12 protein-coding genes are annotated in these 14556 nt (G+C 56.4%); 9 read left to right on the top strand and 3 right to left on the bottom strand.

Going from position 1 to position 14556, the window contains the following annotated elements:
* Positions 1–169 precede the first annotated feature (169 nt).
* The 4 genes from rfbC to rfbA are packed head-to-tail and all read left to right on the top strand — an operon-like array spanning position 170 to position 3484.
* On the top strand, positions 170–730 hold the full coding sequence (gene rfbC / locus ACR0NA_RS19875; RefSeq protein ID WP_480732004.1) for a dTDP-4-dehydrorhamnose 3,5-epimerase: 561 nt from the start codon (positions 170–172) through the stop codon (positions 728–730).
* Complete coding sequence (gene rfbB, locus ACR0NA_RS19870) at positions 727–1767, top strand: dTDP-glucose 4,6-dehydratase (protein WP_480732002.1); 1041 nt, start codon at positions 727–729, stop codon at positions 1765–1767. Before rfbC ends, rfbB begins: the two co-directional genes overlap by 4 nt.
* Entirely contained in the window at positions 1764–2615 is an 852-nt protein-coding gene (gene rfbD / locus ACR0NA_RS19865; protein ID WP_480732000.1) for a dTDP-4-dehydrorhamnose reductase, read from the top strand. Before rfbB ends, rfbD begins: the two co-directional genes overlap by 4 nt.
* Positions 2612–3484: a glucose-1-phosphate thymidylyltransferase RfbA gene (gene rfbA / locus ACR0NA_RS19860; RefSeq protein WP_480731999.1), complete on the top strand. Its 873-nt coding sequence runs from the start codon at positions 2612–2614 to the stop codon at positions 3482–3484. Before rfbD ends, rfbA begins: the two co-directional genes overlap by 4 nt.
* 211 nt (positions 3485–3695) lie before the next feature.
* On the opposite strand, the gene ACR0NA_RS19855 is transcribed toward rfbA, so the two are convergent.
* The gene (locus ACR0NA_RS19855; RefSeq protein ID WP_480731997.1) at positions 3696–5189 is read right to left on the bottom strand and encodes an NAD(P)/FAD-dependent oxidoreductase; all 1494 of its coding nucleotides are present in this window, start codon (positions 5187–5189) and stop codon (positions 3696–3698) included.
* A gap of 748 nt (positions 5190–5937) precedes the next feature.
* Here ACR0NA_RS19855 and ACR0NA_RS19850 point away from each other — a divergent pair.
* The 4 genes from ACR0NA_RS19850 to ACR0NA_RS19835 are packed head-to-tail and all read left to right on the top strand — an operon-like array spanning position 5938 to position 9840.
* Positions 5938–6909: a glycosyltransferase family 2 protein gene (locus ACR0NA_RS19850; protein WP_480731995.1), complete on the top strand. Its 972-nt coding sequence runs from the start codon at positions 5938–5940 to the stop codon at positions 6907–6909.
* The gene (locus ACR0NA_RS19845) at positions 6906–8123 is read left to right on the top strand and encodes a GNAT family N-acetyltransferase (protein WP_480731993.1); all 1218 of its coding nucleotides are present in this window, start codon (positions 6906–6908) and stop codon (positions 8121–8123) included. Before ACR0NA_RS19850 ends, ACR0NA_RS19845 begins: the two co-directional genes overlap by 4 nt.
* Positions 8120–9163: a lipid II:glycine glycyltransferase FemX gene (locus tag ACR0NA_RS19840; RefSeq protein ID WP_480731991.1), complete on the top strand. Its 1044-nt coding sequence runs from the start codon at positions 8120–8122 to the stop codon at positions 9161–9163. Before ACR0NA_RS19845 ends, ACR0NA_RS19840 begins: the two co-directional genes overlap by 4 nt.
* Positions 9160–9840 carry a polysaccharide deacetylase family protein gene (locus ACR0NA_RS19835; RefSeq protein ID WP_480731989.1) on the top strand — a complete coding sequence of 227 codons (681 nt, stop codon included), beginning with the start codon at positions 9160–9162 and terminating at the stop codon, positions 9838–9840. Before ACR0NA_RS19840 ends, ACR0NA_RS19835 begins: the two co-directional genes overlap by 4 nt.
* On the opposite strand, the gene ACR0NA_RS19830 is transcribed toward ACR0NA_RS19835, so the two are convergent.
* Together ACR0NA_RS19830 and ACR0NA_RS19825 are read right to left on the bottom strand one after the other, a co-directional pair.
* Positions 9830–11194 (bottom strand): O-antigen ligase family protein, encoded by a 1365-nt coding sequence (locus tag ACR0NA_RS19830; protein ID WP_480731987.1) that lies wholly within the window; start codon positions 11192–11194, stop codon positions 9830–9832. The genes ACR0NA_RS19835 and ACR0NA_RS19830 overlap by 11 nt on opposite strands.
* Positions 11195–11307: 113 nt before the next feature.
* Complete coding sequence (locus ACR0NA_RS19825; RefSeq protein ID WP_480731985.1) at positions 11308–12327, bottom strand: right-handed parallel beta-helix repeat-containing protein; 1020 nt, start codon at positions 12325–12327, stop codon at positions 11308–11310.
* A gap of 740 nt (positions 12328–13067) precedes the next feature.
* On the opposite strand from ACR0NA_RS19825, the gene ACR0NA_RS19820 reads away from it, so the two are divergent.
* Positions 13068–14556, top strand: a 1489-nt coding sequence (locus ACR0NA_RS19820) for a right-handed parallel beta-helix repeat-containing protein (RefSeq protein WP_480731983.1), incomplete at its 3' end; no start/stop codon positions are given.

The following is a 14556-nucleotide window of genomic DNA, read 5'->3' as shown; positions in this document are numbered from 1 at the left end:
GTGAATGACATGGAATGACGGCAAGAAAGCAGGTGCCCTGCACATTCTTCGTATAGTCACTGGGATTGTCGCCTTGGCGACAACATGTTCTGCCGCATTCGCACCTCGTTCATGACAGGCTGATATTCAATTGCTATGAACATGTTGTGTTAACACGGGTTTTGAGTACATGCAGATTGAGAAGACCGCCTTGCCGGGTGTCCTGATACTGACACCAAAGCGGTTCGGTGATGTACGCGGTTTTTTTTCCGAAACCTGGAGCCGCAAGGTCCTGGCCTCATATGGGATCGAATTGGATTTCGTGCAGGACAATCATTCGGTTTCGGCCAACACCGGTACCCTTCGTGGCTTGCATTTTCAGTCGCCGCCCCATGCGCAGGACAAGCTGGTGCGCTGTGGGCGAGGGGCATTGTTCGATGTCGTTGTCGATATCCGCAGGGGCTCACCCACATATGGGCAATGGCTGGGCGTGGAGCTGACGGCGGAAAACGGAAAGCAGCTTTTGGTGCCCAAAGGTTTTCTGCACGGCTTTGTCACGCGGGAGCCGGGCACCGAGATCTGCTATAAATGCACTGACTATTATGCACCCGATTGCGATGGGGCGGTGCACTGGGGCAGCTGTGGCATCAACTGGGGGCTGACCGGGGAACCGGTGTTGTCCGACAAGGACAGGGCCGCGCCCGCGTTGGCGGATTTCGACAGCCCGTTTCTGTGGGAGGATGCGCCGTGAAGCTTTTGGTGACAGGGGGCGCAGGCTTTATCGGATCGGCCGTGGTGCGGCGGGCGATCCGGGACAGGCATCAGGTGGTCAATCTGGATGCGCTGACTTATGCAGCTTGCCTCGACAATGTGGCTGAGGTGGCGGATGACGCGAATTACACCTTTTTAGAGGCTGATATTCGGAACCGCAAAGCCATGGATCAGGCGCTGGCAGAGCATGCCCCGGACGCGATCATGCATCTGGCGGCTGAAAGCCATGTGGACCGGTCGATCGACGGGCCGGGTGCCTTTATCGAAACCAATGTCACCGGAACCTACACGCTGCTTGAAGCGGCCAGGGGATACTGGGAAGGCCGGGGAAGGCCGGACAGTTTCCGGTTTCACCATATTTCGACCGATGAGGTCTATGGCTCGCTGGGTGCGACCGGTCAGTTCACCGAAGAGACCCCTTATGATCCCCGCTCGCCCTATTCCGCCAGCAAGGCGGCCAGCGACCATCTGGTGCGCGCCTGGTTCGAAACCTATGGGTTGCCGGTGGTGCTGACGAACTGTTCCAACAATTACGGGCCGTATCATTTTCCGGAAAAGCTGATCCCGGTGATCATTCTGAACGCTCTGGCGGGTAAGCCGCTGCCGATCTATGGCGATGGGTCCAATGTCAGAGACTGGTTATACGTGGAAGATCACGCCGAAGCATTGCTGCTGGTGGTTGAGAAAGGCCAGATCGGGCGGAGCTATAATATCGGTGGCGAAAACGAATGTACCAATCTGCAGCTGGTGCAGATGTTGTGCGGTATTCTCGACCGCCTGCGCCCCGGCCCGGCGCCTTATGCCGATCTGATCACCTTTGTCGCCGACCGCCCCGGCCATGATGCGCGCTATGCCATCGATCCGACCCGCATCCGGCAAGAGCTTGGGTGGCGGCCCTCTGTCAGTGTCGAAGAGGGGTTGGAAAGAACCGTGCAGTGGTATCTGGACAATGAAAGCTGGTGGCGTGCGCTGCAGAACCGCGAAGGCGTCGGCAAGCGGTTGGGTGTGAAGGTATGACCATACTTGTCTTTGGCAAAACCGGACAGGTTGCGCGGGAACTGGCAGGTTTTGCAGGGGTGACGTGCCTTGACCGTTCCCAAGCTGATCTGGAACGACCCGCAGCCTGTGCCGAGGCCATTCGCGCCGCCGCACCACAGATGGTGATCAACGCCGCGGCCTATACCGCCGTGGACCGGGCCGAGGAAGAAGAGGCGCTGGCAACCGTGATCAACGCGGATGCACCCACTGCGATGGCCCGGGAATGCGCTGCCCTGGATATCCCGTTCGTTTCTGTCTCGACGGATTACGTGTTCAATGGATCGGGAGAGGTCCCATGGAAACCCTCCGATCCCACCGGGCCGCTGGGTGCCTATGGGCGCTCGAAACTGGCTGGTGAGCAGGGGATCGTCCGGGCCGGAGGAACCTATGGCATTCTGCGCACCTCTTGGGTGGTGTCAGCCCATGGCAACAACTTCGTCAAAACGATGCGGCGGCTGGGGGCCGAGCGTGACCGGCTGTCGATTGTGGCCGACCAGATCGGGGGTCCGACCCCGGCGCGGGACATCGCGGTGGCCTGCCTGTCGATGGCGCGGCAATTGGCCGAGGATGTGGACAAAGCGGGTATCTATCACTTCTCAGGCGCGCCGGATGTCAGTTGGGCCGGGTTTGCCCGCGCGATTTTTGCTGAGTTAGAGACTGATTGCGACGTGATAGATATCCCGTCCGGCGATTACCCGACGCCCGCGCGACGGCCGTTGAATTCCCGCCTTGATTGTACCTCACTGGAAACAACTTTTGGCATTACCCGTCCGGATTGGCGGCAAGGTTTGAGTGATATTTTGAAAGAGTTGGAAAACGCACCATGATGACACGCAAAGGCATTATACTGGCAGGGGGATCCGGCACCCGGCTGTATCCGATCACGATGGCCGTATCAAAGCAGCTGTTGCCGCTTTATGACAAGCCGATGATCTATTACCCGCTGACGGTGCTGATGCTGGCTGGCATACGGGACATCTGTGTGATCACCACCCCACAGGATCAGGATCAGTTTATACGTACGCTGGGGGATGGCAGCCAGTGGGGGATAAACCTCACCTATGTCGTGCAGCCCAGTCCCGACGGGCTGGCGCAGGCCTTTGTTCTGGCCGAGGAGTTTCTGGCGGGTGCACCATCTGCGCTGGTGTTGGGGGATAACATCTTTTTTGGACATGGCCTGCCGAAACTGCTTGCTGCAGCCAATGCGCATGACACCGGAGGAACGGTTTTCGGTTATCACGTGGCTGATCCAAAACGCTATGGCGTGGTCGCCTTCGACGAGGGTGGACGGGCACGCGAAATCATAGAGAAACCATCCACACCTCCCTCGAATTATGCGGTCACCGGATTGTATTTCCTCGATGGGACCGCGCCGGAACGCGCCAGAAAGGTCAAACCATCACCGCGCGGAGAACTGGAAATCACCGACCTGCTGCAAATGTATCTGGAAGAGGGTGAGCTCAGGGTCGAAACCATGGGGCGCGGTTATGCCTGGCTGGACACCGGAACCCATGCCAGCCTGCTGGATGCGGGCAATTTCGTGCGCACGCTCGAGGAACGTCAGGGGTTGCAGACAGGATGTCCCGAAGAGATCGCGTGGCAACTGGGCTGGATCAACGAGGAGCAGCTGCGCCAGCGGGCAGAGATGTTCGCCAAAAACGAATACGGGGCCTATCTGGACGGGTTGTTGACGTGAAGGGCAGCGGTAGCCAGGGCTGAAACTGACCGCGCCCCTCCTCAGCGGAGGTCCAAACAGCACTGTTTAGACTCTTTGTCTGGGGGCAGGCATGCATTTTCGCCCCTCTGATGGGACTCTTCCCACCGATCATACGTGTAAGCAAAAATCGAAAAGAAATGCCTTCCGGGCGTTACTCGGCATTCATCCGAATACGCCCGGAAGGTGGTCCTTATTCGAGTACGACGTCTTTATCGAAGCGCTCTTTCGATGCCTTCTTTTTTTCAGGCTTGGCTTCGAATTCCTCATGATAGGACCGTTCGACATTGACGTCCCAAATGTCGTTTTCCTCGCCCAGGATATTGCGGGCGGCATACATCGCCGACAGCATTGAATGATCCTGATTGTTGTAGCGGTGCAGGCCATTGCGACCAACGGTTTGGAAGTTTTCAAGTGTCTTCAGCCAGTCGCTGACAGTATCCAGAGCTTCTTTGTATTCGCTGTCATAGACGGGATACGCCTTGGGCTGCCTGATCACCGCGCAGTCGACGACATCGGTAGCCTTGGCCAGATTAAGCTTTTCCAGTTCTTCGCTGGCAAGCTTCTTGAGTTCCGCATCGGACGAAGACCAAAGCCCATCCCCCTTCTGACAGAAATACTCCATCCCGATCGAGGATGTATTCTGATCAGGCAGCATTTCCTTGGACCAGGCGCGGAAGTTCTGGATGCGACCAACCTTGACCATCGGGCTGTGGATATAGATCCAGTTGTCTGGGAACGGGTCGGCATGATCCAGTATCAGTGTCACGATCAGGAAGTCGCGGTACCTCAGGCGATTGGCCGCCTCAACAACTTCTGGCGGGGGCGGTGGGTCAAAGGCGTGAATCAGATCGCGCACCGCCATTGAATTGATAAATTGCTCTCCTTCGACCCGTTCGACCGTCTTGCTTTGAGCGTCGTTTTCGTTCCACCGGCGAACGTCGATCGAGGTTACCCGGTTGCCGTCACGGTTCACCTTCACGACCTCCGAGCGCATCTGTACGGTGCCGCCCTTTTCTTCGATCAGATCGCGGGTTTTTTCCCACATCATGCCTGGGCCAAGACGCGGATACTGGAACTCTTCAATCAGGCTGGCGGTGTCATTGGCGCCAGAGATCGCGTTCCAGACTGCCTTGGGCAAGGACAGGTTCTTGATCCGCTGCGCCGCCCAGTCGGCACGGATTTCGGAAGGTGGGATGCCCCAGACCTTTTGCGTGTAGCTGTGAAAGAAATGCATGTAGAGCCGTCCGCCAAAGCGGTTGATGACCCATTCTTCGAACGTATCTTCCTGCTTTTTGGGCCGCAGCTTCCATTTGATGTAGCTGCCGACGATCTTATAGGTCTCGTAAGGCCCGATATTCCCAAGCGCGTTGAAGATGCGCAGCGGGTAATCATAGAACTTACCCCGATAGAAGATGCGGCTGAGGCGTGGCACGGTGATGAAATCGTCACCCATAATCTCGTGCCACATCTTTTCGACTTCGCGCACCTTGGTAAAAAACCGGTGCCCGCCGATGTCGAAGCGATAGCCCTTGTGGGTTTCGGTCCGCGAAATGCCGCCGACCAGATCCGAGCCCTCAAAAACTTGTGGGACATGTTTGTCGCTTAGCTTCTGAAGTTCATAAGCTGCGGTTAAACCAGCGGGGCCGCCACCGATAATGACGACTGGAACAGTATCTTGTTTCAAATGACCTACACCCATACTCAAAACCAAACCTTAGCATCAGGCTACAGGAGATTACCTTCGATTCACAACAGAATCCTGATGAGCCGCACAAATACAGCCCCCGTTCTTCCGGGGTATCCCGGGGGTATAGCAGGAAGAAGGTACCGGGGCTGGTCAGCTGTCACCACAAGTGATGGCTGGGCGGCAGGTACCATGGCGCTTTCCCCTTCTTCCCGGCCATACTGGCACGACCAGGGGCGGCAGGCCCGGCCATCAGATTGTGGGTTCGTGATTTAAGCAATTGAAACATATATTATATTCCAACCCTCAGACAATTGGAGGGTTTGCCGTTCAAGACGGATCGACCGCTGGCAGAAACCGCTCTGTACTTCTGTACTGATCTCGTCGACCGAGGAGGAGGTTGGCGGGAAATGCATGCGTCATCGCGATGGCGTGCCTCGCGCAGTTTGTTTCAACAATCTGCCATCTTCATGCATATTGTCCTCGTGCCGTGGGGGTGTGAAGCACCCGAAAGCGGTGACTCATGATGTGTCAGTCAGTTGACGGATCGCATTCGTTCGCAATGCCACCTTGTCTTTCCAAGGCTCTCGCCGCCAAACTATTACCTCAATGTATTGGTTATATACTTTGACTTTTGCGGCTGCTTTTTGACAACTGTGGCCATCAGATGATTACAGCCAGCGTGTTCAGAAAGTGAATCAGTGGCTGAGTATTTAGATATGTAAGTGGTTAACGAGAACAGGGTGCTATGGCTGCATCACCGCACAGTACAAATACCGAATATGCCGTTTCCATTGTGATCGTGAACTGGAACACGCGGGACATTCTTCGGGATTGCCTGAAATCCATAGCGCACGAGACGCAGCTGCCGCACGAGGTCATCGTCGTTGACAACGCCTCGAACGACGGTTCGGCAGATCTTGTCCGTGACGAATTTCCCGGCGTCCGGCTGATTGCTAACGATACCAATCGGGGATTTGCCGCCGCCAACAACCAGGGCCTGAGAATCGCGCAAGGGCAAACCCTGCTATTGCTCAACCCTGACACCATCATTCTGGACGGTGCAATCGACACGATGGTGGGCTGGCTGGAGCAACACCCCAACGTGGGCTGTGTCGGGTGTCAGGTCCTGGAGGATGAACACACGATCCAGCGCACCTGTTTTGCCGACCCCGGACCTGCAAATCTTGCGCTGATCGAATTTGGGCTGCATCGCCTGTCCCCGCAGGGCCGGTTTCTGGGTCATGCCGAATACGGGGACTGGGATCGCAAATCCGAGCGTAAGGTCGATGTGGTGTCCGGCATGTTCATGCTGGTACCCCGTCACGTGTTCGAGGTGGTGGGTCTTCTGGACGAGGCATTCTTTGTTTATTCCGAAGAGGCCGACTGGTGCCGCCGCATCCGCGATGCCGGATGGGACTGTGTGTTTGCGCCCGTGGCGCGGATTCTGCATTTGGAAGGCGGGTCAAAAAGCACGGTGCAGATCAAATCGCGCATGTATGTGCAAAAACAGAAAAGCAAGACAATCTATGCCAGAAAACACTATGGCCGGTATGGAGAGCTGGTGGCGCGCGCCATCTTTATCAGCAGCGCAGCCCTGCGCGGGGCGGTGTTTGGCCTGATGGGTCTGCTGCGCTCCACGCCCGAGCGCAAGGCACGTTTGCGGCTGTCAGAGGCGGTGATCCGCTATCATCTGTTCGGTCAGGAGCCGAGTACATGAAAGATACGGTGTCCGCCAAATCCGGGATTGTGATCGAATTCCTTGAGGCACCGGCCCATTCGCTGGACGCAAGGGCGGACTGGGACGATCTGGTCACCGCGACCGGCGCCGACATATACTTTCTGACTGATTGGCAATCAGCCTGGTGGGATCATTACGGACCCACCTTTGCCGCCAGTCGCCGTCCGGCCAGCTTTGTCTTGCGGGATGGCCCCCACCTTATAGCTGTTCTGCCTTTTTGCATCGAAACCATATGGGCGGGCCCAATACCCGTGCGTGTGGCCCGGCTGGCCGGTGTGGATCCGAATTTTGCGGTGATGGGCCTGCCGATTGCAGCTGGCCGCGAGGAAACTGTGCTGAAGATCGTTCTCCGGCATCTGGTGCATGATCTGAAGTGTGCGGCCATCAGCTTTTCGCCGCTTTCTGACCGCGCTGCGCAACTCGGGAACCTGCGCGCTACAGATGGGCATGGCATATCCATTCTGCGTGATCGCAGCCTGCGGGGACACACATTAATGGACCTGCCCGGGAACTTTGATGCATTTATGGGCGCGCTTTCCAAAAGCCGTCGCCGTGAGGTGCGGCGGGATATCAAACGCCTGACCAGAGACGAGCCGCTGAGCAATGTCAGTTCGACCCCGGATACGGTCGACGCGATGATGGATCGCTTTATCGAGCTGCATACAAGGCAATGGCGGGCAGCAGGGAAGGGTGGACATTTTTCCGACTGGTGTGTGGCCGCAGCGTTCTATCGCGCATTGCTGCGGCGACTGGCGCCCAGGGAGCAGGCGGCGATAGACGAGCAATGGCTGGGCCAGACACTCCTGTCGAGCCAGCTGCGTTATACGCTGGGGGATAAGGCCTATTGGTGGCTGAATGCCCGTGAAATAGACCCTGAATATGCAAAAAACGGCCTGGGCCGCGTGGGCTTGATCGAGCGTGTAGAGGATTTGATTGGTTCGGGCATCCGTCTGATCGAAGCAGGTGCGGGGGAATACGAATACAAGCTCAGCTATGGCGGTGAACTGGTGCCATTTCACAATATAGTGCTTGCTCCTGATCGAACCCCGGCGCGGTTGCGGGCCTTGTCGCTGCTTCTTTGGGCGGATGCGCTTCATTTCTTTTATTATCGCGCGTGGTTTCTGAAGATCCGCCCCCGGCTGGGGATACGGCCCGGTAAACTCTGGACCAACTGGATACGGACACAGCTATGACCCCGCCCTTTACATTGCAGACAGTCGCAGCCGAAGACTGGCCCGGGATCAGCGCGGGGTTTCGTGATCTGACCTATGAGCAAACCCTGACCTATGCGCAGGCAGCGGCAAAACGGATCGGGGCCGAGGCGCAATTCATCACTTTGTCGGATCAGGCGGGCAAACCGGTTGCTGCGGCCTGTCTGCGCCTCAAGCGCGTGCCGGGGCTGGGGCGTGGCATCGCCTGGATCGCCGCTGGCCCCTTGATGCACCACCGGGAACAGCCCGATACGAACCCGGGCAGGCTGGATGCGGTATTTGCCACGTTGCGCGCCTATGCACAGGACGCTGGATGTGTTCTCCGGCTCCGCCTGCCTGCCTTGCCGCTTTATGATGTGTCGGCTGCGGACCGCTCGATGGCTGCGGCGGGGTTCTGCCCGACAGACCGGTCCCCGCCCTATCGCACAGTGGTCGTTGACCCCGATCAGGACGAAGAGATCCTGATGGGTGCCCTGCATGGAAAGTGGCGCAACCATTTGCGCAAATCTCTGAAAGCCGATTTAGAGCTTGATGTGGTGCCGATATCCGATGCAGCCGACCGGTTTCAGGCGCTTTATCGGAATGTTCAGACTGCCAAAGGGTTCGAGCAACCTGACATACCTCCGGAATTCTATTATCCGCTTCGGGGGGGCGATTTTATCCATGAGGTATTGTTTGCCCGGCAGGACGGTGCTGATATCGCCGGAATGACGGTCGGAAGGGCGGGCGGTAGCGCCGTCTATCTTTTCGGGGCCACGACTGCAGTTGGCCGACGTTGCAATGCCGGCCATTTTCTGATGTGGGAATCCATTTTGCGTTGTCGGGAGCTTGGCGTGAAATGGTACGATCTTGACGGTATAGACCCTGATATCAATCCCACTGTTGCAGAATTTAAACTCCGCACCGGGGGAACGGACCTGCAGGCGGCAGGACCTTATGAGTTCCGTCCTGCCGGGTTGGTTTCATCCCTGATCAGCACCGCAGAAACGGTTCATTCCCACCTGAGGAAAGCGCGCCGATGACGGTTTTCAGGGGTATCAACTTTCATGGTATCGGAGCGCCGGAACGTCCCCTGGAAACTGGTGAGGAACCCTATTGGCTTTCGATCAGTCAGTTCGAACACGTACTCGACCAGATTGCGGCGTCCCCTGACCCCGAGAGTTTCACGATTACTTTTGATGACAGCAACCTCTCGGACCATGACATTGCCTTGCCCGCCCTTGCCGCGCGTGGGCTTCGGGCGTGTTTTTTTGTTCTTACGGGGCGGATTGGGCAGGACGGGTCTCTGAATTCCGGTCATCTGCAAGCTCTGCGCGATGCCGGCATGACAATCGGTAGTCACGGGATCGATCATGTCGTCTGGCCCACTCTGGATGACGTCGCGCTCGGGCAGGAGCTGCGCGATTCGCGTCAGCAACTCGAGGAAATCTGTGGCCACCCGGTGGTCGAGGCAGGCATCCCGTTCGGTCGCTACGATGCGCGGGTGCTGCGCGCCCTTCGTGCTGAGGGTTACTCTGCCGCTTGGTCAAGTGACGGGGGGGGCTGGCGTCAGGGTGCATTCCTGCGCCCCCGGACGTCATTGCGTGGTGACATGTCGAAACAGGCGATGGATGCGATCCTTTCAGGCCGGATGCCCCCCCTGCGCCGCCTTCGGCGCGCACTGGGGATGGCCCGGCGCAACTGGACTGTTACCGGTTAGCGGACCGGACCGGGCGTCCGTGCGATGCCGAATCCGATTGCGACCGCGGGAACCGTGTATATTGAACTGTTCTGCCCTGTGTGGATGCCTGCTTTTCCCCGCCGTCCTGCTCTGCTTGGTCATCTACGTCCAGAAACCAGATACCAGCCCCCAGAAGAAACATGAAAAAACAGTATGTGGAGTCCCACAAATGCACCGTGATGGCGGAAAGGCAAATGCCGAACAGGGAAAACAGGTACCCAAGGCGTGCATCTGCAGCCGCTCCGCTCAGCGTTTTGTTCCCGACCTGAAAAAATATGGTCACCACGGCGGCAACCAACAGAATTAGTCCGGGGAAGCCGTGCCTCAGCGCCATCAAAAGCCAGAAGTTGTCCACGGTACTCAGCGCCCACATCCAGGCGGGGCGGGTCCAGTCGTGCAGTCCGATCCCGAAAAGCGGGTTTCGCAGAATGTCGTCAGAGACAAATGTGAAAATATTGATCCGCGCCCAGGCCGTTCCCGGTGTGAGCGTGAAATGCGTTGCGAAGATCTGGAACATGTTCCGGTTCGATCCAACCTCGCCGATAAAATACAGAACGCCAAAAATACTGAGCAAGATTTTCCATCTGTTCTCGAGGAACCGGAACACCCAGTTCCATCCCATCAGCATCACCTGCAGAATAACGTTCATGAAAGCGCCTGACGACAGCGAACAGAAAACGGCACCCCCCACGATTGAGGTCAGTCCGGCCCTTTTAAAGAGCGACTTGTTCCACCCCAGAACATACCAGGTGAGCGCAAAGGCGGGCGCGCAGAACACTCCGTACAGAATGGGATGAGGCATCGTTGTCTGGGCGCGCAGCAACCCCAGCCGGGGTTCGAAGACCCATTTTTGGTAAACGCTCATCACCTTGCCGAACAGATCCAGCAGCGGGGTTCTTCCCGTAACAGCTTCGAAGGCGGCGAATGGCAGAAGAACCAGAAGGAGCAGGAAGAGCCACTTTACGAAGTGTCTGAACGACTCCATGTTCCGGATATACGTGCGGGCAATGAAATACGGGACCAGGGTTTCGATCATGAACATCCCGATGAATTGCCATGTCGGCCCAAAGCCGTGATTGACGGCCAACGTCAGACATGCCCAGAGGCAAAACCCGATAACCAGAAAATCGATTGCCCTGATCTTTCCCGCTTTGCCGCTCAGCCAGCCAAAAATTGCGGGAAACAGGAAGAGGATCAGGATCACGCGGTAGCCATTGAGCTTCAGCCCGCCCAGGAAGAAATAGAATGGCATTGCAAAGGACAAAATCAGCAATACCAGAACCAGCGGCCTTGTCGCCGGAGCACTGGCTTTGGTTGACAAAACGGCGGTCATTCAAAATTCCTGCTCATTGTCTGGATAAATCATTCCAACTCGTAAAATTCAGCGATCAGTACATCGGCAGCGTCCAAGGCTGCCAGCCGTGCTTCCCCCGCCTCCACTACCCATCATTGCGTGGGATATTTTTTTGCCAGCGTTGATCCGGCATTCAGACGGTCGATAAGACTGCCGGGACGCACGCCGTATTCATTGTAACCGTTCTTTGCTCCATGCGCGTAATAGATGAACTGGCTATCATAATAACCGCCCTGCGACGGAGTTTGATCTTGAATCATGGCATTATTGAGTACGACCCAATCCCGTTGATTTTCATAGCCCAGAATATTCGCCACGGCATTCTGTTCGATGACCACTGATGAAGAGTCTGCCGAAATGTTGATCGCAGGCACGGAATGGCCGCCAGGCACATTAATAAGAGAGTTCTTCCTGACCGAGATGTTGTCGGAACCATAGATGGAAATGCCATGGACATGACCGTTATAGATCATGTTATTTTCAATCAGCACATTCTGATGCCGTACCTGGCGGTCGCCGATATTCTTCCCGTCTCCTCCGGCCCAGATCGTTTGGGTGAAGTCCCCGCCACCCACGTCAAAGACATTGTCACGAATGGTGATGTTGGCGCTGCCGCTGTTATTGGCGCGTTGAATCTGGATCATGTCGCGGTGATCGCCGACGCCATCAGCACCACCAAAATCATGGAGATGATTATCTTTGACCAGAATATTGTCAACATTGTCGAAGACCAAACCGTCAGAGCGTATCGAATGCACGTCACTGTCAGTGATATTTATGCCGTCGGTGTTAATGACGATGACGGCCTTCCACCAGGTCAGGAACTCGGAGTTGGTGATGTCGACGTTGTCAGCGTTAAAAACCAGCAGGCCGGTCCCGAACCCGGCGCCGTCCTCGGGCGTTCCGGTGCCGCTGGCAACATCCCCGCTGAACACGGAGTTGGAGAATTTTATTTTTCGGCTGTTGCGAACGACGAAGTTGGCGAGATGGTGCGGGTCTCCTCTCTTGAAGACATAGTCGAAACGGATACCATCCAGATGAATGTTCTCGGCCCCATCAAAGATCGCAACCGTGAAACAGGCGAGGTTGGTGGGATCGGCTGAACGGATCACTACGGGCGATTGAAACGTATGGCCCAGTTTCAGAGTGCCATAGTTTCCGGGTGAAAGCAGGTAGGTTTCACCTCCACGTGCATTCTGAAGCGCGGTTGCAAGGGCCCCGGCATCAGAGATGGCCTGACCTTCGGCCTGAGTCGAGAGCCTGGGTTTGAAGTCCTGCCTCTTGCAGGGTGTCTCGGCGGCCAGGGCAGTGCTCAACAAAAGCAGTGCCGCGCCTGCAAGGGCAAGAATACGTGATCCGGGCATGACGCACCTTTCTGATCTGCGGTTCATCGAAAGCTTAGGCGAGCTGTTTTATAGTGTCTATCGCGGCGCTCTTAGGATTACGCGGATTCTCTGGTACTCCCCATGGCGTCACACCACCGGTTTCCGGGCGGTTTTAATGAAGTTTTGTGGGTTTCCGTAGCGGCATCGGGCAATTCATCGCCTATGACTGACCGGGATACGCGGGGTCATGCCTGAATTACGGCAACTTCGTGGCCATTGTTGCGATCAGGGAATCAATCCTCCAAACGTTACTCAACCGCTTAGGGAAGGGGAACAATTCCCGGTATCGAGTATCGTGTTTACTCGGAAATGATGGGCAGACGGGCTTAATTGTCCCGAAACAGGCACAAGTTTCCAAATATAGCCGCATTTTGGCCACTCTGTCGCCCCCGCGCGACTGTTCCCTCCGTCCTGGGTGAGCGGGATCTCGTGCGCTTTCAAGCGCTTATGAAATCTAAAGGTGTAGGATGTCTACAACGATCACAGTATCCAACGCGGCAGAGCTGAACCAGGCGCTGGCGCAAGCAACAGGCGGCGAAACAATCCTCCTTGCGGCAGGCAATTATGGGAAGCTGAGTCTGAACAATACACAGTTCTCATCGAACGTAACGATCAAGTCTGCAGATCCGAACGCGATGGCGAGCTTCTCCGAAGCTCATCTCAATGGTGCGTCGAATGTCACATTCGACACGGTCAATTTCGACTACACATTCAGCTCTGGTGACTATCACTTCCAGAACAAGTTCAGCGTTACCAACAGCTCGAATATCGCGTTCAATAACTCGAACTTCGACGGCGATTTTGCCAGCGGTACCGGAACAACCGCGGACGGTACCGGGTACGGCACCGGCCTGATGATCACCGGGTCCAGCAATATCGACATTACCAATACCGAGTTCTCGAAATGGTGGAAGGGCGCCATCGCGATTAACTCCGATGGGGTCAGTTTTGCCGGGAATGACATCCATTCGATCCGCTCGGATGGGTTGGTCTTCGACAATGTCGACAACATCCTGGTCGAGAACAATTACATTCACGATTTTGGCGGCGCTGCAGGTGCTGGCGATCACCGTGACATGATCCAGGTTCAACGCGCAAACGGCAGCGGCAGTGACAATATCATCATCCGCGACAATGTCTTTGACATGGGGAACGGGGATTATACTCAAACCATCTGGATGGGTGGTGACGGCAAGAACATCAGCGACCCGAGTGTCATCCACCACAACGTGCTGATCGAAGGCAACGTGATCTACAACGGCCACCTGCATGGTATTTCCGTTTATGGTGCTGACGGGATCACTGTCACCAAGAATTCGGTTCTGCACGTGGATGAGAAGACGCAGACAGGCGGTATTGAAATTCCGCTCATCAATGTCTCAGGCGATTCCAAGAATGTGACCATCACTCAGAACATCACGTCGCAAATCCTGGGTGACAACGGGCAGCCTGGCTGGACCGTTGCAGACAATGTTCTGATCAAGCCTTCCGAGTATGATCAGCATTTCATCTATCAGGCGACGGCGCAGGCGGATGGCTACAACCAATATATCGTTAAGCCCGGTAGCCCGGCGGATTCGCTGAATGCGGGTTCTGACCTCGCAAGCAATATCTCGGGTTCTTACTTTGACTGGCTTATAAATACGGGCTCTTCCGGGTCTAATAATCAGTCCCAGACCAATCCCGGAACGACTCCGCCCGACACCGGAACGACTCCGCCCGACACCGGAACGACTCCGCCCGACACCGGAACGACTCCGCCCGACACCGGAACGACTCCGCCCGACACCGGCGAAGAGCAGCAGCCCGATACTGGCGAAGAGCAGCAGCCCGATACCGGTGAAGAGCAGCAGCCCGATACCGGTGAAGAGCAGCAGCCCGATACTGGCGAAGAGCAGCAGCCCGATACTGGCGAAGAGCAGCAGCCCGATACTGGCGAAGAGCAGCAGCCCGATA

It is taken from the genome of Ruegeria sp. C11 (assembly GCF_056537725.1).
Note: the sequence above shows the minus strand (reverse complement) of the source record. Positions and strands in the feature narration are given on the sequence as shown.